The following is a 16,860-nucleotide window of genomic DNA, read 5'->3' as shown; positions in this document are numbered from 1 at the left end:
GTTTTGCATGTACGCTTTTTACGACGATTTCGGCTTACCTGTCAAGCTAACCTTTTCCCCAGAAGAGTATCGTAACCACCAAGCAGGTCACGTGCTGATCCTCGCTTTTTATCAAGGTAAGCTGTTATTTACTCGCCATCGTACACGCGGTGTGGAGCTACCAGGGGGAAAAGTAGAAGAAGGTGAAAACAGCTTGGCGGCAGCAGTTCGTGAGGTCTATGAAGAAACTGGCGCAATTCTGGAAGGGATTGAGCGCATCGGACAATACACCATCAACGACTCGATGCGAAAAGACATTTATATCGCAAAGGTAGCACATTACACAAACCAGCCAAGTGGCTCAGACGTGCTTGCCACCATTGTATTTGCGGATATCCCGCGAGATGTAAAAGGCAATCAGGAGTTTAGTCGCATTCTGCATGATGATGTGTATCCGCTCGCACTCGAACGAGCCCTACGTCATCCCTTCGCAGAGTCCTAGCCATCATCAACAGGCTCGTCCCTGTCGCTCTCCGACATTGTATTCGGTGAGAATGACCGACAGAGACAGCCTGTTTATTGTTTTTCCTTTTCCTTTTTTCCCGACAACACACGCTTGACGAGCTCATTTGGATCAAAACCATACCTTTCGATGGCTCTCTCACGTTGTACTTCGTGTACCGTCTCCGGTTCAATTCCCAATACCTCTGATATTTGCCGCCACGCTTGCGTCTCGCTGTCTTTTGTTCCTTGTCCTTGCTGCTCGACCTGCTTTGGCTTCAAGAAAAAGATCGCAACTACAGCGAAAACGAGCGATAAACCTGCGATTGATAGAAACATGACCGTGCGAGAAATCCCGAGCAACCAGGTAAAAATAGGCGGGCCGATCGCAACCCCGATAAAACGGACACCGCTATACAAAGAAGTAATCATGCCCCGCTCTGTTTTTTGTACGGCCCCAACGATCATGGAGTTTAAGCAAGGCAAAATCATCCCCGTCCCCACACTGCCGATGACCAAAATGCCTATCAGGACATAAGCCCCTTGGACAAAGCTGGCCAGAATGTAAGACGTAGCCAGCAAAAACATACCGATAATCACAAACAGACGCATTAGCTTCAGCTTCTTTTTGATGATGACTCCTGTCACATACGCGGCTATACTCATCACGAGCAAGGGAATCGCCAAAAAGAAGCCTTTGATGACACCATCGATCTTGTATTTTTCCTCCAATAAATCAGACAGGTAAAACAGTACACCAAACAACGTAAACAAGCAGATACTCCCGATAAAAAACGCGGGGACAAGCCACTTTCCATGCTGCTTGAACACTTGCGCGATCGAATGCATGTACTGCTTGACGGGGAGTGGCTTCTTCTCCTGCTTCTTTTCCTTGGTCAGAAATAAAAACATCAAGAGAACGACACCGCAAATAATCGGAAAAGCTAAAAAGACCATGTACCAAGAAATGAGAGCAAGCAAGGAGCCAAAAATCGGACTTAATACTTTTCCCATCCCGTTTGATGTCTCCAAGAGCCCCAATGCCCTACTCTCCGAAGCTCCATCGAACAGGTCCCCTACCAATGCCATCGCGATAGGCGCTGTCCCGGCGGCACCGATCCCCTGCAAAACACGCCCTCCCATGATGGCCAGATAAGGTTGATCGATCCACAACGCGGCAAGCCCTGCGACCAAACCACCTAGACCATACAGGGCAAGGGAGATGATAATGACAATTTTCCTCCCAAATCGATCCGACAAATACCCAGCAAAAGGGATAACCATACCTGCTGCAATCGAAAAAGCAGTGATCAACAAGCTCGACTGTAAGGCGGTGAGCTTCATTTCCGTTTTCATTGTAGGCAGTACAGGGATCAGCATTGAGTTGCCCAGCACCATAACTAATGGAACCCCGACAAGCCCAATCAGGTTTTTCGCATTTTGTGCCATACGAAACTCCTTGTCTTACGCATAAGCGCTACCGTCCCAGCGCAACGCGTTCATAATCTCCCAGTCAGGTTCAACGCCTATTCCCACACCAGCGGGGAGCGTCACTTCGCCATTTAGGGGTCGCAGCGGAAACAATTGTGTAAAGAGGTTCTCCATGACGTCCCATTCGACAGGCTCAATTGGGTGGCTATCCATCTTGGTCCATGCCAGCAAGCAAGCTTGTGCAAATAACGTATACAATCGTGCCAGCGAGCCATCAAAAGAATGCGGAGACACGCGATAACCAAATTGACGGGCCATTTGCAAATGCGTTCGATAATCGTCAATGCCCCCCGTATGCATCAAGTCAGGCTGTGCAATGTCGATAGCTCCCTCCTCATACAAGGGCAAAAACTGCGCGCAACGGATCAAGTTTTCTCCGCCAGCAAGCGGGATGGATAATGACGAACGCAGCTTGACATATTCGTTTGTACGATCCATTGGCATCGGCTCCTCCAGCCAAAGCCAATTATCATAACGGGAAAAAAGCCCCTCCCACTTCCTTGCAGTTGCACAATCGTAGCTCTGATTGGCATCTACCGCTACTTGAACTTCTTTGGGAAGCAAATTCATCAGTTTTTCGATATGCGTCTGATCCTCTCGAACAGAACGCCCACCAATCTTCACTTTCACCATCTTGAACCCATCGTCGACTTGCTGGCTGACTTGCTTCCATGACTGCTGCATCCAGTCTTCTGACTCACGGTAGGATTGGAGGGAGGCATATACCGGGATCCCAGAAAGAATCTGGCCTCCCCACAGTTGGCACACAGATAGCCCCGCCGCTTTCGCCAAAATTTCCGTAAGTGCCATACTGACACCTGAAGCCGATCGCTGATGCCACTTTCCTATGACATCGACAATAGCAACTCTGTTATCCACCTGCTTCCCCAGCAAGTAGGGAATAATGCGCTCACAAAAGCCCTTGTGGAGCGTCGGGAGCCAATCGATAATTTCTCCCCAGCCATCTATTCCAGCCCGTGTGATAATCCGAATGAGATAACTGGTTCGATAACGCTTATACCCATTCGCATCGCCGTAAGCTTGGGAGAGACGATGAAGAAGCGGATACGTTTCCACGCGCTCAATTTGCAGGTCTGCGACCGCTACCTGCTCATGAGTAGTCATCCATGCCCTCTCGTTCTGCTTGCTCTCCCTCATAATCGTCATAGGAGAGGAAGTTTCCTTTCCCTTCTCCTTTTCTCATATACTCCTCATACGTGCCGCTTCTCATAAAATGCACACTGTCCGGTCCGTGATAGCCTTCAATATCGGTATAACCGATCTCCTCTACGGCTTCGACAAAGCCATCCGGCTCATTGCTCTCGATATACATTTCCTCGTAATCCGTTTTGTCAGGTTCCTGGTACGAAAAAGGAGTGCTGGATGTTCCCCATGCCTCGACGATTTGCCAAGCATCCTCACCGTCAAATCCGTTCTGTCCTTCTTTTTCATCTAAAGACGTACGTCCGAATGGTGGCTGCAAAAACTCCTCTTCAATCGGACGCGACTCATTGACTAACGGCGCTGGTGCGTGCTCCTTGCACGTTTGTGCCTGAGGCAATGCTTCCAGTCGCTCCACGGGTATTTGCTCGCCACAGACCGTACACAGGCCGTATGTACCTTCCTCCATACGCTGCAGGGCCTGATCAATCTCTTTTAATGTCTCCCGATCGAGACTGTCTAGAGCCAAATCTTTTTCCCGTTCAAACATCTCACTGCCGATATCTGCCGGATGATTATCGTACATGGCAAACTCCTGCAAAGAGGTTGTCATCGGTTCTCTCATGCCATAATGGTCCTGTACGCGGTCTTCCAGTTCTTTTTTCTGTTCCAGCAGCTTTTCCCGGAAGCTTGCCACCATCTTTTGGTCCACGCTGTACACCACCTTTGTTTGTTTTCCTCAACAGGTAGTATGTCTTGGTCCCGAAGGAAATATGACCAACAAAACGTCATGACCCTTTTGTTGGTCCGCATGCGCTCATTTCGACTTATATGAAAAACGTCCAGGACGTTTTTCACAGCAAAAAACCTGCCATCCCTAAAGGGAATGACAGGTTGATCAACCGATTTTTATTCTGTTACATGTGCGTAGTGTTGTTCTACGACATCAGCGCAACGTACGCAGAGCGATGCGTGCGATTCGCGAGTACCAACATCAGGTTTTACTACGCGGCAACGCTCGCATTTTCCACCATTTGCGGCTGAGACCACGGCAGCAATGCCTTCGAGTTGTACCGCTTCTGCAGGAGCAGACCCGCTGTGTACATCCACGTGAGCGACGATGAACAGGTCAGCCAGATCATCCATTGCTGCCAATGTTTTCGCAACGTCTTCCGTTTGTGGGTACAGAGCCAGCTTCGCATCAACAGAGTTACCGAACACCTTGTTGCGGCGCGCTTCTTCCATGGCTTTGAGAACCTCGTCTCGGATCGCCAGGAACGCATCCCATTTGCTTTCTGCTTCTGCTGCAAAGCTGAGATGTTGTTCGTCGCCTTCTGGCATGTCCGTCAACTGTACACTCTTCTCTTCCACGCCTGGAATGAACGCCCACACCTCGTCGGCTGTATGCGGCAAGAGCGGAGCAACCAGCTTCACCAGACTGAGCAAGCAATCGTACATCACTGTCTGTGCAGCGCGGCGTTTCAGACTGTCTGGTGCTTCTACATACAGGCGATCCTTGCAAATGTCCAGATAGAACGCGGACAAATCAATGACGCAGAAGTTGTGAACGGCATGGAAAACGGTATGGAACTGATATTCATCGTACGCTTTGCGTGTACGCTTCGCGACTTTTGCCGCTTTCGCCAGAACATAACGGTCCAGCTCTCCTAGCTCTTCGTATGCTACGCGGTCTGTTGCTGGATTAAATCCATCCAGGTTACCCAACAGGAAGCGGAACGTATTGCGGATTTTGCGGTACACCTCAGCGATCTGGGTCAGAATCGCATCAGAAATGCGCACATCAGCCTGATAATCAACAGAAGCTACCCACAGACGCAAGATATCTGCGCCCATCTTGTCAATCACTTGTTGAGGCACAACGACGTTTCCGAGGGATTTGGACATTTTGCGTCCTTCTCCATCCAATGCAAAGCCGTGGCTCAGGACAGATTTGTAAGGAGCTGTGCCATACACGGCAACCCCCGTCGAGAGAGAAGAGTTGAACCAGCCACGATACTGGTCAGAGCCTTCCAAATACATGTCAGCTGGCCAAGCAATGCCTCTTTCGCGCAAAACAGCCTGGTGGCTGGAACCGGAGTCGAACCAAACGTCCATAATATCCGTTTCTTTGCGGAAATCCTTGCAATCGCATTTGGTGCAAGAAAGCCCTTCTGGAACCAGTTCATTTGCTTCACGGGAGAACCATACTTTCGATCCTTCATTGCGGAACAGATCAGCTACATGGTTGATCGTCGTGTCGTTAATGATCGGTTCATTACACGATTTGCAATAGAAGATGGGAATCGGTACACCCCATACACGCTGACGGGAAATGCACCAGTCGCCACGATCCGCGATCATGTTAGCCAGACGAGTTTCTCCCCAATGCGGAATCCATTTTACATTTTTAATCGCTTCGAGCATTTGCGCACGGAATCCGTCGATAGACGCAAACCATTGCTCTGTCGCGCGATAAATAACCGGTTTTTTCGTACGCCAGTCATGTGGGTAGGAGTGCGTGAAGAAACTGAGCTTCAAGAGTGCTCCGTTTTCTTTCAGCTTTTCTGTAATCACTTTGTTGGCATCTTCGTAGAACAGACCTTCAAAGCCTGGTGCCTCATTGGTCATTTTACCTTCGTGATCTACCGGGCAAAGCACACCCAAATTGTATTTTTGACCAACGTTAAAGTCATCTTCCCCGTGTCCTGGTGCAGTATGAACGCAACCAGTACCTGCATCCAAGGTTACATGCTCACCCAAGATGAGTGGAGACTTGCGATCGTAGAACGGATGCTGCGTTTCTACACCTTCCAGATCTTGACCTTTAAAGGTCGCAAGAATCTCTACGCCTTCCCAGCCAATTTCTTTGCTCGCAGCTTCGATCAGCCCGTTGGCTACCAGGAATTTGCGGCCATCTACCTTCACGACGTTGTACTCGAGTTCAGGGTGCAGGCTGATTGCAAGGTTTGCTGGCAATGTCCACGGAGTCGTTGTCCAGATCACAACGCCTGTTTCTGTGTCCAGCTTGCCTTTTCCATCTGCTACCTGGAAGCTGACGTAAATAGAAGGAGAACGCTTGTCTTTGTATTCGATTTCCGCGTCAGCCAGAGCCGTTTCAGAAGACGGAGACCAGTACACACAGCGCAGACCTTTGTAAATATAACCCTTCTTCGCCATTTCGCCGAATACGCGAATTTGGTTGGCTTCATACTCAGGCAGGAGTGTTACATAAGGGTTTTCCCAATCTCCGCGAACGCCCAAACGCTTGAATTGGTCACGTTGCTTGTCGATATAGGACCAAGCATATTCTTCACAGCGCTGGCGGAAATCGTTCACTTCGATGCTGCGACGATCCAGACCTTGTGCATTGATAATCGCTTGCTCAATCGGCAAACCATGTGTATCCCAGCCTGGGATGTACGGCGCATAAAAGCCTGCCATGGATTTGTAGCGAACGATGAAGTCCTTGAGGATTTTGTTCAGTGCGTGACCGATATGGATGTCTCCATTCGCATACGGAGGGCCATCATGCAAGACAAAAGACGGGCGGTCTTTTGTACGATCTAACACTTGTTGGTAAATATTTTGCTCTTCCCATACCGCTTGCATCTGTGGCTCGCGGCTTGGCAAATTTCCGCGCATTGGGAAATCTGTTTTTGGTAGCGCTAAGGTTTTGCTGTAATCCATGGCCTGATTCACTCCTTAAATAAATAAAAGCCCTCACTCATCCCATAAAAGGGACGAGAGAAAGCTCCCGTGGTACCACCCTGATTGAACAAACCCGTACGACAAAAAAGCCTGCATCGGATTCGTTCCACTTCACTCATTCGTAACGGGAATGACGCGCTCACTTACTCACCTGTGCAACCATCAAGGTCTTTCGGTTTTCGGATATGAACTCCCGGGTGATTTTCTGCGAAAGCAACTGGCCGGGTTTTCACCTTTTCCCGACTCTCTAGGCAGTGCTGACTCACGTACTCTTCCCGTTCATCGTCTATGATTTGTGCTTTATTTCGAAAAAGTTGTCTTTCATTATAATACCATCATTGCTCGAACGTCAACGATTTATTCAACTGTTACAGGCGAATCAACTTGAGGCTGTTCAATGCTGTCCCAATCGCCATTCTCCAGCATTTCCAGTTGTGCTTCCAAAAGCGTCCGGAAGCGCATACGGTAAACCGAGGCACGTTTTTTTAATTCTTCGATTTCGATTGCGATTTTGCGCGACTTCGCCAATGCTTCATTGACAATTCGGTCTGCATTTTTCTCCGCTTCTTTTAAGATGAGCTGCGCTTCCTTACGGGCATTCGACTTCACGTCCTCCGCTGTCTCCTGCGCCACCAGAATCGACTTGCTCAAATTTTCTTCCAAACTCTTATAGTAATCTACGCGCTCATTCAGAATGGCTACGCGCTCTTCCTGTTCTTTTTTCTCTTTTATCAAGAGCTCAAAATCTTTGATCACCTGATCGAGAAATTCGTTCACTTCGTCAATGTTATACCCACGAAAGCCTGTGCTGAATTCCTTATTGTGTATATCCAACGGCGTTAATGGCACATGAACCCCCCACTTTTCCCGATAATTCGTCTTTAATCATTTCGACAGGATTAGCAGTGTTTCCTGCCGTATTTTACAATTTTTTGCGACTTGGTGCATCTTATGTAACCAGTCCGACAATCATGCGAAGTCTTCCGCTGCGTGTTGGGCCTGATACTTCAAGAATTTTGAACCGACCATGACCTGCAAGAGAAACCATATCGCCCATTTGGAGTTGATAAGACGGGTCTTCGATTACTTTCCAGTTGATTTTTACTTTTCCCGCTCGAATTGGCACCAGTGCTTTTGCGCGAGACATATTGTGTACTTCTCCGATTATCGCGTCCATTCGTGGTGATGGAACGGTGATCGTTTTCTCTACAAACTTGGGTGCAGGCGGTGTAAACGCCTCCCATGCTACCCGCTCAAACTGAACAGATGTCCGATGAATTTGCGTCACCTGCGTACAGACAAAATCAGCAACTTCCTCTGCTACAATCGCATAGCTGCCGGCTGAATCCGTCAACATATCTCCGAATTTCTCCCGCTTCATCCCGACACCCAGCATCGCCCCCATCACATCTCGATGCTCCAGCACATGAAAGCGCTGATCTGCCTTGATTGCCAATAAGGTAAGGCGATAATCATCAGGCTCGACAGGGAGATACTCCGGGTGGATGATAATACGAACTCGCTCGGCACCCTCGTATCCTCCATATGGAGAAACCTTCACATCTCTTACTTGTGAGGATAGACTCTGAATAATCATCAACTGCCTAGGGTCTACAAAATCAGTAAGGCGCATGGCCTGCTTCCGCTCTACTTGCGTCAGCATTTCCAGCGCCCGTTCAACAAAGGGACGTTCTTCTTTTGAAAAATGGTCAAATATGCTCATCGTTTCACTCGCCTAGAACATGATTTGGTCCAAAATGGCATACAGGCCAGATTGGGCAAAGCGCAGTGCAATCAATGCGACAATTGGGGAGATATCGATGAAGCCGAGCGGTGGGATAAACCGGCGGAATGGTGCCAAATAAGGCTCAACCAGTCTTTCCAGTAACTGTCCAATGCCTGTACTTCTCATTTGAGGAACCCATGACATCAAAATGTAAGCAATTATCATGTATTGATATACTGTAAAGGCAAAATCTAAAATATCTACGAAAACTTTCATTAGCTCACCCTTTTACATTCATCTTAAATGGCTACTCTTCCAACACACTGGAGATCGTACCCTGAATATCTACATGGTCAGGCGTGCACACGAAGATCGTGTCTCCGACCTTTTGGATATCGCCGTTTAATGCGTAGACCGTCCCGCTTAAAAAGTCGATAATTCTCTTGGCTTGGTCTTTTTCCACGCGATGGAGGTTAACCACAACGGGTCTACGATGACGCAGGTTGTCTGCGATATCCTGTGCGTCACTGTAATGACGGGGTTCACAGAGAATCAAACGGATTCCCTCCTTTTCCCGTGCTTGAAACGGCACCACGTTGTTAGCTCGACCCGTCGGCTGGCGTTTGTGCGAGGATTCTTGCTCTTCTCTTTCCTCTTCGACCGTAGTTGTCTCTTCGATGTATTCCTCGTTTTCTAACCCCAGAAACCCCATCAATTTATTCATAACACCCATACTCTTCCTCCTCTCTTACTCCGTGGTTTGGCCTGCTAGCCTTTACTCCGGCTTGACCAATACCGATCCTAAACGAATATATGTAGCTCCCTCTTCAATGGCCACTTCAAAATCACTAGACATGCCCATGGACAGTTCTTCCACCTGTGCATGTGGGAATGCCATTTCGTTAATCCGTTGCTTCCACTCATAGAGTCCACGGAACACCTCTCTGGCTTCCTCTTGGTTTTCGACAACAGGCGCCATCGTCATTAATCCAACGATACTTATATGTTTCATATTACTGGTTTCGCGCAAAAAAGCCAATACGTCATTGGGACTAAGCCCAAATTTTGTCTCTTCGGCGGATATATTGATCTGCAAAAAGCATTTTACGACATGATCCAGCGCTTCACCACGTCGATTCAGCTCTTGTGCCAAAGATAGTCTGTCCAGAGAATGGATGTACGGGAATCGTCCCACGACTTCTTTTGCCTTGTTTGTCTGGAGGTGCCCGATAAAATGCCAGATCCCTTTATCGCCGTGTAGCTGGTGCTTGGGCAGGGCATCCTGTACGCGATTTTCCCCGATATTCTCTACGCCTACAGCGAGCAAGTCCCCAATGGCATCTGCGTCGACATACTTGGTCACGGCAATAATTTTTACTTCTTCACGTTTACGGTTCGCCCGATCGCAAGCAGCCTGAATTCTTGCCTCGATAGATTGCAGTCGCTCTTTTAACAGTTCTTGTTCCTTGGTCATAACGAACCCTTCCCTTTCTTCTATAGGTTTTCCTTCCAGCCGATATAGGAAGCCATGCGTCCGGTAGTTCCTTGTATCCCAGCTTCCTTGCGATGTGAGAAAAAGAAGTCTGTTCTGCAGCTTGTACACCAATCCGTCGAGAAAATATGCCCGGAAGAAATTCCTGTTTCGAGCAATATCTCTGTGTTCAGCTGACGAAGGTCCAGCATATACCGCTCCCCTGTGGAGGAGATCACTGCTTTTTCCCAATCGCCTGCACAAGCACGTACCTGTGTCATGATTCGCTCATCGACTTCATAGCAACAGCCGCCAATGGATGGTCCAATTGCGACGAAAATGTCCTCTGGCTTTGCCTCATAGTGCTTCGACATTGCCTTCACCATTTCCTCGGCAATACGGCCCACCGTCCCCTTCCAGCCTGCGTGTGCAAGTCCGATTGCACCTGATTGGGGGTCTAGAAAATAGAGAGGAACACAATCTGCATAAAACGAGGTCAGCATGACTCCTTTTTCAAGGGTAAACAAACCATCTGTTGCAGATATGACGTCCTCCAGACTTTCTTTTCCCGCTCCGCCTGCTGTAACCTGACATACCTGGTTACCATGCACCTGATCGGCGCATGTCCACGCCGAAAATGGCATCCCGACTTGTTCTGCCAGCTTGCGTCTATTGGCTACTACATTCGCAGATTCATCACCCACATGCAGCCCCATATTAAAAGACCCGTACGGTTGTTCACTTTCCCCGCCTGAGCGAATGGTAAACCCCGCCACTAGTCCAGGAAATTGTTGCTCCCACTCTGTTAACGATAGGATTGACTTATCCTCTACCCTGACAAATGGTTCTCTCATGTTGTCACCTTCCTCATATGGCTAATCATACCATAGCCGAAAAGAAAAGAAAGGCTATCCGTGCCTTTCTCCCCTTACTCGTTAGTATTCATCTCCAGCAGAAGTTTTCACTTCAACTTTAAGTGCTTCTTCCATCCGAACAAGCACCACATCTTTCCCGATCTTCACAATGTTGCGCCAAGGAATGACATAATCGTTCCCAGCAGAAAAGAAGCCGAGAAACTTGCCTGGTCCCGGTACGACGATAGCCTCTACGCGCCCGTGACGCAGATCGATCTCCAAATCTGAAATTTGCCCAAGCCGTTTCCCATCGAGAATATTTACCACTTCTTTGGTCTGGAAGTCAGAGATTTTTACCATTCTTCCTCACCTTCTTTTCTCCGTTACTTTCAGTATATGAGTCCAAAGAGGAATATGCCCGAATTTTTGGCAAAAAGAAAGGCGATTCAAAAACTAACGTTTCCGCTCGTACAAAAAACCCGAACGGTACAAGACCGCCGGGTCACCTATTTGGTTTCTCATTACGATTGAACGTGCTTTTGCATATGGGCAATTGCCGCTTTTTCTAATCGGGAGACCTGTGCCTGTGAGATACCGATTTCCTCTGCTACTTCCATCTGCGTTTTTCCTTCGTAAAATCGCATGGATAATATCATTTTTTCTCGGTCACCTAGCCGCTGCATTCCCTCACGAAGTGCAATTTCCTCTACCCACGTGACATCTTTGTTCTTCTCGTCACTAATCTGATCCATGACGTAAATTGGATCGCCACCATCCTGATAAATCGGTTCAAACAAGGAAACCGGATCTTGGATGGCATCGAGTGCAAACACGACGTCTTCTTTGGCTACGTTCAATTCCTGAGAAATCTCGATAATGGTAGGCTCTCGCGAATGTTTGTTGGTCAGATTGTCACGTACCTGCAAGGCCTTGTACGCGATGTCTCGCAAAGAGCGGGAAACGCGAATCGGATTGTTGTCCCGTAAATAGCGTCGAATTTCTCCGATGATCATCGGTACAGCATACGTGGAAAACTTCACATTTTGTCCGAGATCAAAGTTGTCGATCGCCTTCATCAACCCGATGCAGCCCACTTGAAACAAGTCATCCACGAACTCTCCGCGATTGTTGAACCGTTGGATTACGCTTAGCACCAGTCGCAAGTTGCCGTTGACCAGCTTCTCGCGTGCTGCCAGCTCCCCACTTTGCAGGCGCTCAAACAATTCCCGCATCTCTTTGTTTGTCAACACCGGAAGCTTGGAGGTATCTACCCCGCATATCTCTACCTTATTGCGCGTCACGTCTTTCCCTCCTCGAAGCAAGAAAAAAGTCCCTAACCCGGTTGTCTTGAAAGGCCGCGTAACTGACGCGTAGCCGACCAAGAAGGTGGCAAAAACCACCATCTCTTTCGGTTTAGGAACAGTATCCCCCCAAGCTGGGAAAATATGCGTTAGACCATCTTGTTGAATTCTTTTCGTAACCGTTTTATAATTCGCTTTTCCAAACGCGAAATATACGACTGTGAGATTCCTAACAAATCTGCTACATCCTTTTGTGTCTTTTCCTCTTCCCCAGCTAAACCGAAGCGTAGCTCCATGATAATTCTCTCGCGGTCAGACAGTTTATCCAGTGCTTTTTTCAGAAGCTTTCGATCCACTTGGTCCTCGATGTTTTTATAGATCGTGTCATTCTCTGTACCCAAAACATCGGAGAGCAACAGCTCATTGCCATCCCAGTCAATGTTAAGCGGTTCATCAAAAGATACCTCTGAACGAATTTTATTATTGCGACGAAGATACATGAGGATTTCGTTTTCGATACAACGAGAAGCATACGTTGCCAGCTTGATGTTCTTGTCTGGATCAAAAGTATTCACTGCCTTGATCAAGCCGATGGTGCCAATGCTGACCAAATCCTCAATGTTAATTCCCGTATTCTCAAACTTGCGGGCGATGTAAACGACCAGACGAAGATTGCGTTCAATGAGCATACCCCGGACAGCCGGATCACCAGACGGCAGTCGTCCGAGCAGCAGCTCCTCTTCTTCTCTGGTCAACGGTGGAGGCAATGCTTCACTCCCGCCAATATAATAGACTTCTTCGGCGCGTACACCAAGCCAGAGCAAGATTCGGTACCAGGTCAATTGGAGTTGTAGGCGAAGTTTTACATACATGATTAGCCCTCCCGTTTGAGAATAAAGGTTGATTCCTCTGTATAAGTTTCCATCATGGCTGGGTGCACGATGGCCTGATACTTGCCGTCTGCGGCCAATGGGATCGGGTTAAGCCCGATTAGCACCCGTTCTGTTTCAAAACGAATCCCGTCTTGCACGACCATGACATGGTCTGGCTTGATTGCGAGTAAAAAATCCATTCCTCTTGACACGCTACGATACGGGATCAAGCGTACCCGAGACTGCCATTCTAGGGGCAAATGGTCCCAAGATCCGTCCAGCTTCTCCCACACTCCACCGTTTTCATCGGCTTGTCGGAGAAGCGACGGCGGAAGCAAATGTGCGAACATGCGATTTTCCATAATCATGACGGGTATGCGTGTAATCGGTTCATGGAGCTGGTTTCCTGTATCCACAAGTCCACGGCAAATGACTTTTTCCCCTGCCAGCGTAACGACTACATCGACGAGAAAGGTTTCGATTCTTCGCGGCTCCTGAATCGCGCGGTAGCTCTTTTTCCCAAGGAAAAAGATCAGGATAAAACCGAGCAGAACAATCCCCAAGGTTGGCTTGAACCCAACACCAAACCCATCATTATGCGTGACGACCAATCCATTTACAATCTCACTCTGCGGTGCCAAAAAATACTGTAGCCCAAGCACTCCCCCTCCGAACACAAATGCGACAAAGTAAAAAATGATCAAGTTTTGCGCAAAGGACAACAACCTCCTGTTCCCAAAAGCAATCCAAAGCACGATGACAGAAAAGAGCAGTTTGACCCACCATTGATACATCGAAGAAAACACAGGAAAAAAGAAAAAGACCAGATACGCGGAGCCAAACAGAGAAGCAAGTATCATTCTCCACCACACCATGCGCTCTTTACGAAAATAAGCAGTAAACCAGAGTAACAAGGTATCAATAGCCACATTCAGGAGTAGAATGATATCAAGATACACAACCACTTGCTTTCCCCCTCATCTTTTAACCGACTTGGCAGCAAGCATGTGTCCTAGCAAAAATGGTAAATAGTAGGACGACTTCTATCAGTAAAAGCAGTATATATCAATGTGTATGTAAAGTCTGTCAATTCTTGACGGTGTTTTTTTGGTTTTTTTGTCTAACATTTTTCATCGATTCAAAGAAAAAAAGCCTTGTCCCCACTGACGGGAACAAGGCTTTTGACAGTCGTTTATCATTTTAGTTTTTGTTGCGGCGGCGATTGCGCAGGAATGCTGGAATATCCAGATTATCCAGGTTGCCCATGGAGAAGAAGGACTTGTCTTCCTCTTCTTCCTTCGCACGGCTGTTATTCGTATTAGAAACTGGTGTCGGACGATTGCCAGGCGTGTTGATCGGCTGTTGCTGACGGCGAGGAGCTTCCGCCGCGCGTTGACTATGCTCGAAGCCCGTTGCAATCACGGTCACTACCAATTCATTTTTCAGATCCTCATTAATCACTGCACCGAAAATCATGTTAACATCCGGGTCCGATGCAGAAGATACGATGTCAGCTGCTTCGTTTACTTCGTACAAGCTCAAGTTAGTACCACCTGTGATGTTCATGAGAACACCACGTGCACCATCAATCGCAGTTTCAAGCAGTGGGCTGGAAATAGCGCGACGAGCTGCTTCAGCCGCACGATTTTCGCCGCTACTTACACCGATACCCATGAGAGCAGAACCGCGCTCAGTCATGATCGTCTTCACGTCAGCGAAGTCCAAGTTGATCAGTCCAGGTACTGCAATCAGGTCGGAAATACCTTGAACCCCTTGTCGCAGTACGTTGTCAACTTCGCGGAACGCTTCGAGCATTGGTGTATTTTTGTCAACGATTTCCAAGAGACGGTCGTTAGGAATCACGATCAGTGTGTCTACTTTTTCTTTCAGAGCAGCGATACCGATCTCACCGTGCTGGGAACGTCTGCGACCCTCGAAGGAGAACGGACGGGTTACTACACCAACGGTAAGAGCGCCCATTTCCTTAGCGATCTCTGCAACAACAGGTGCTGCACCTGTACCCGTACCACCACCCATACCGGCAGTTACGAATACCATGTCAGCTCCACGCAGAGCGTTTTCAATCAAATCACGGCTTTCCTCCGCAGCTTTTTTACCGATCTCAGGATTCGCACCCGCTCCAAGTCCACGTGTCAGCTTTTCCCCGATTTGCAGCTTGATATCTGCACTAGAGAGCTGAAGTGCTTGCGCGTCGGTGTTCAAGGTAATGAATTCTACACCCTTTACTCCACCTGCGATCATTCGGTTAACTGCGTTGCTACCTCCGCCCCCGCAACCAATAACTTTAATTCGTGCAAAGGATTCCATATCCATATCAAATTCCAGCATATTGCTAGTCCTCCCCAACTTCAACATAAGAAAACTTCGTGGCTACAGAAGCCTGTCAACTAAACACAATGGAACGAAACGGTCCCCGTTTTCGTCATCGTAGTTAAGCTCGGCAAAGCGAACTCCCTTAAATAAATTCGCTAAACCAGTTTTTCACTTTTTCCATCAAACCGCCGCCTTCTTTGGGCTTAGACGAGACGGTTTGCTTCTGAGTGCCCTTGAATGAGGGGGTGACGCGAATGCTGCGGCGCTCCATCAACTGCAAGGCATATTGAATCAAACCTACCCCGGTGGTGTAGGCAGGATCTCTCACTCCGATGTAATCAGGAATCGCAATTCGCACAGGTGCGTTCAATTCTTCTTTTGCCAATTCCAACATGCCCGGCATAGCCACGGTACCACCCGTAAGAACATAGCCACCTGCAATTTCGTCGCGGTAGCCCAATTTGTATACAGCATCCTCGACTAATTGGAATATTTCTGCAGCGCGCGGCTCGATAATATTGGCCAAATCCACTTGCGTAAATTGCTTTTCGACTTCACTGCCAATCCGGTTCACCTTGAATTTCACATCTTCAGATGCTTCGTCAATAAGGGCACAGCCGTGTTTGGTTTTCACACGATCTGCCACATCTGTATGCGTTCTCAGTCCGAGTGAAATATCGCTCGTAATGTGGTCGCCACCGATGCCGATCACGGTGGTCGCTGTCAGCTTCCCCTGCTCAAATACACCGATCGTGGTAGAACCCGCACCGATGTCGACAAGAACGACACCCATATTTTTGTCATCTTTGGATAGAGCAACAGTGCTAGCCGCAAGCGGTTGCAAGAATATTCCAGCTACACGTAGATTGGTTCGTTGAGTACAGCGAACGATGTTATGTACGACCGTTTTCAACCCGGTCACAATGGTCCCTTCCATTTCCAGTCGGACACCAATCATCCCACGTGGGTCCTTAATGCTCCCTTGTCCATCAACGATGTATTCCTTAGGGACTACCTCGATGATTTCACGGTCCGGAGGAATAGCCACAACCTTCGCTGCCTGAATTACGCGTTGAATATCTTCTTCTCGTATCTCACGGTCTTCGCTGGATACAGCGACAACCCCTTGGGTTTCATGCAGATCGATATGGTTTCCAGTGATACCCACATACACTTCTTCGATTGAAACGCCAACCATGCGTTCCGCATGATCAACTGCTTCTCGGATGGCATGCACGGTTTGGTCGATGTCTACAATCACGCCCTTCTTGATACCTTCTGAGTGTGATTGTCCGACGCCGATGATGTTAATGGAACCATTGTTGATCTCGCCGATCATGACGCGTACTTTGGATGTTCCAATGTCTAGGCTGACTATGAGTTCATTGCTTACCAAACCTGTGACACCTCCCCTGCTACGTCTTTTTTCTTGCTAAAATGAGAACACCTGCATAAATTATTC

The 16,860-nt window shown here is 48.2% G+C and carries 17 protein-coding genes and 1 other annotated feature; of the genes, 1 reads left to right on the top strand and 16 read right to left on the bottom strand.

Features of this window, described 5'->3' with window-relative positions; all coding sequences use genetic code 11:
- The first annotated feature begins 7 nt into the window (after nt 1–7).
- Complete coding sequence (locus tag E8L90_RS04250; protein WP_137028131.1) at nt 8–481, top strand: NUDIX domain-containing protein; 474 nt, start codon at nt 8–10, stop codon at nt 479–481.
- 74 nt (nt 482–555) lie between these two features.
- On the opposite strand, the gene E8L90_RS04245 is transcribed toward E8L90_RS04250, so the two are convergent.
- The 16 genes from E8L90_RS04245 to ftsA form a co-directional block, all read right to left on the bottom strand.
- Complete coding sequence (locus tag E8L90_RS04245; RefSeq protein WP_137028130.1) at nt 556–1,929, bottom strand: MFS transporter; 1,374 nt, start codon at nt 1,927–1,929, stop codon at nt 556–558.
- A 15-nt stretch (nt 1,930–1,944) separates the two neighbouring features.
- On the bottom strand, nt 1,945–3,096 hold the full coding sequence (locus tag E8L90_RS04240) for a mandelate racemase/muconate lactonizing enzyme family protein (protein WP_137033265.1): 1,152 nt from the start codon (nt 3,094–3,096) through the stop codon (nt 1,945–1,947).
- On the bottom strand, nt 3,083–3,856 hold the full coding sequence (locus E8L90_RS04235; protein WP_137028129.1) for a TraR/DksA C4-type zinc finger protein: 774 nt from the start codon (nt 3,854–3,856) through the stop codon (nt 3,083–3,085). Before E8L90_RS04235 ends, E8L90_RS04240 begins: the two co-directional genes overlap by 14 nt.
- 185 nt (nt 3,857–4,041) lie before the next feature.
- Nucleotides 4,042–6,819 carry an isoleucine--tRNA ligase gene (gene ileS / locus E8L90_RS04230; protein WP_137028128.1) on the bottom strand — a complete coding sequence of 926 codons (2,778 nt, stop codon included), beginning with the start codon at nt 6,817–6,819 and terminating at the stop codon, nt 4,042–4,044.
- A 46-nt stretch (nt 6,820–6,865) separates the two neighbouring features.
- Nucleotides 6,866–7,132: a binding site (T-box leader), on the bottom strand.
- 65 nt (nt 7,133–7,197) lie between these two features.
- Nucleotides 7,198–7,689, bottom strand: coding sequence for a DivIVA domain-containing protein (locus tag E8L90_RS04225; RefSeq protein WP_007717747.1), 492 nt, complete (start codon nt 7,687–7,689; stop codon nt 7,198–7,200).
- Nucleotides 7,690–7,789: 100 nt separating this feature from the next.
- The gene (locus E8L90_RS04220) at nt 7,790–8,563 is read right to left on the bottom strand and encodes a YlmH family RNA-binding protein (protein ID WP_137028127.1); all 774 of its coding nucleotides are present in this window, start codon (nt 8,561–8,563) and stop codon (nt 7,790–7,792) included.
- A 12-nt stretch (nt 8,564–8,575) separates the two neighbouring features.
- Entirely contained in the window at nt 8,576–8,842 is a 267-nt protein-coding gene (locus E8L90_RS04215; RefSeq protein ID WP_137028126.1) for a YggT family protein, read from the bottom strand.
- A 31-nt stretch (nt 8,843–8,873) separates the two neighbouring features.
- The gene (locus E8L90_RS04210) at nt 8,874–9,299 is read right to left on the bottom strand and encodes a cell division protein SepF (protein WP_017249548.1); all 426 of its coding nucleotides are present in this window, start codon (nt 9,297–9,299) and stop codon (nt 8,874–8,876) included.
- 42 nt (nt 9,300–9,341) lie between these two features.
- A complete protein-coding gene (locus E8L90_RS04205) occupies nt 9,342–10,040 on the bottom strand; it encodes a YggS family pyridoxal phosphate-dependent enzyme (protein ID WP_137028125.1) in 699 nt (232 codons plus the stop codon).
- 20 nt (nt 10,041–10,060) lie between these two features.
- Nucleotides 10,061–10,891, bottom strand: a complete 831-nt coding sequence (gene pgeF, locus E8L90_RS04200) for a peptidoglycan editing factor PgeF (protein ID WP_137028124.1) — start codon at nt 10,889–10,891, stop codon at nt 10,061–10,063.
- 81 nt (nt 10,892–10,972) lie between these two features.
- The gene (locus E8L90_RS04195) at nt 10,973–11,251 is read right to left on the bottom strand and encodes a YlmC/YmxH family sporulation protein (RefSeq protein WP_137028123.1); all 279 of its coding nucleotides are present in this window, start codon (nt 11,249–11,251) and stop codon (nt 10,973–10,975) included.
- Nucleotides 11,252–11,412: 161 nt separating this feature from the next.
- On the bottom strand, nt 11,413–12,192 hold the full coding sequence (gene sigG, locus E8L90_RS04190; RefSeq protein ID WP_007717728.1) for an RNA polymerase sporulation sigma factor SigG: 780 nt from the start codon (nt 12,190–12,192) through the stop codon (nt 11,413–11,415).
- Nucleotides 12,193–12,341: 149 nt separating this feature from the next.
- Nucleotides 12,342–13,064, bottom strand: a complete 723-nt coding sequence (sigE, locus tag E8L90_RS04185) for an RNA polymerase sporulation sigma factor SigE (RefSeq protein ID WP_007717727.1) — start codon at nt 13,062–13,064, stop codon at nt 12,342–12,344.
- Nucleotides 13,065–13,066: 2 nt separating this feature from the next.
- On the bottom strand, nt 13,067–14,029 hold the full coding sequence (gene spoIIGA, locus E8L90_RS04180; RefSeq protein WP_137028122.1) for a sigma-E processing peptidase SpoIIGA: 963 nt from the start codon (nt 14,027–14,029) through the stop codon (nt 13,067–13,069).
- A 235-nt stretch (nt 14,030–14,264) separates the two neighbouring features.
- On the bottom strand, nt 14,265–15,413 hold the full coding sequence (gene ftsZ, locus E8L90_RS04175; RefSeq protein ID WP_137028121.1) for a cell division protein FtsZ: 1,149 nt from the start codon (nt 15,411–15,413) through the stop codon (nt 14,265–14,267).
- A 127-nt stretch (nt 15,414–15,540) separates the two neighbouring features.
- Complete coding sequence (gene ftsA / locus E8L90_RS04170; protein ID WP_137028120.1) at nt 15,541–16,794, bottom strand: cell division protein FtsA; 1,254 nt, start codon at nt 16,792–16,794, stop codon at nt 15,541–15,543.
- Between the last annotated feature and the right edge of the window lie 66 nt (nt 16,795–16,860).

This window comes from Brevibacillus antibioticus (assembly GCF_005217615.1).
Taxonomy (GTDB): domain Bacteria; phylum Bacillota; class Bacilli; order Brevibacillales; family Brevibacillaceae; genus Brevibacillus; species Brevibacillus antibioticus.
This window is presented reverse-complemented; position numbering and strand designations above follow the sequence as displayed.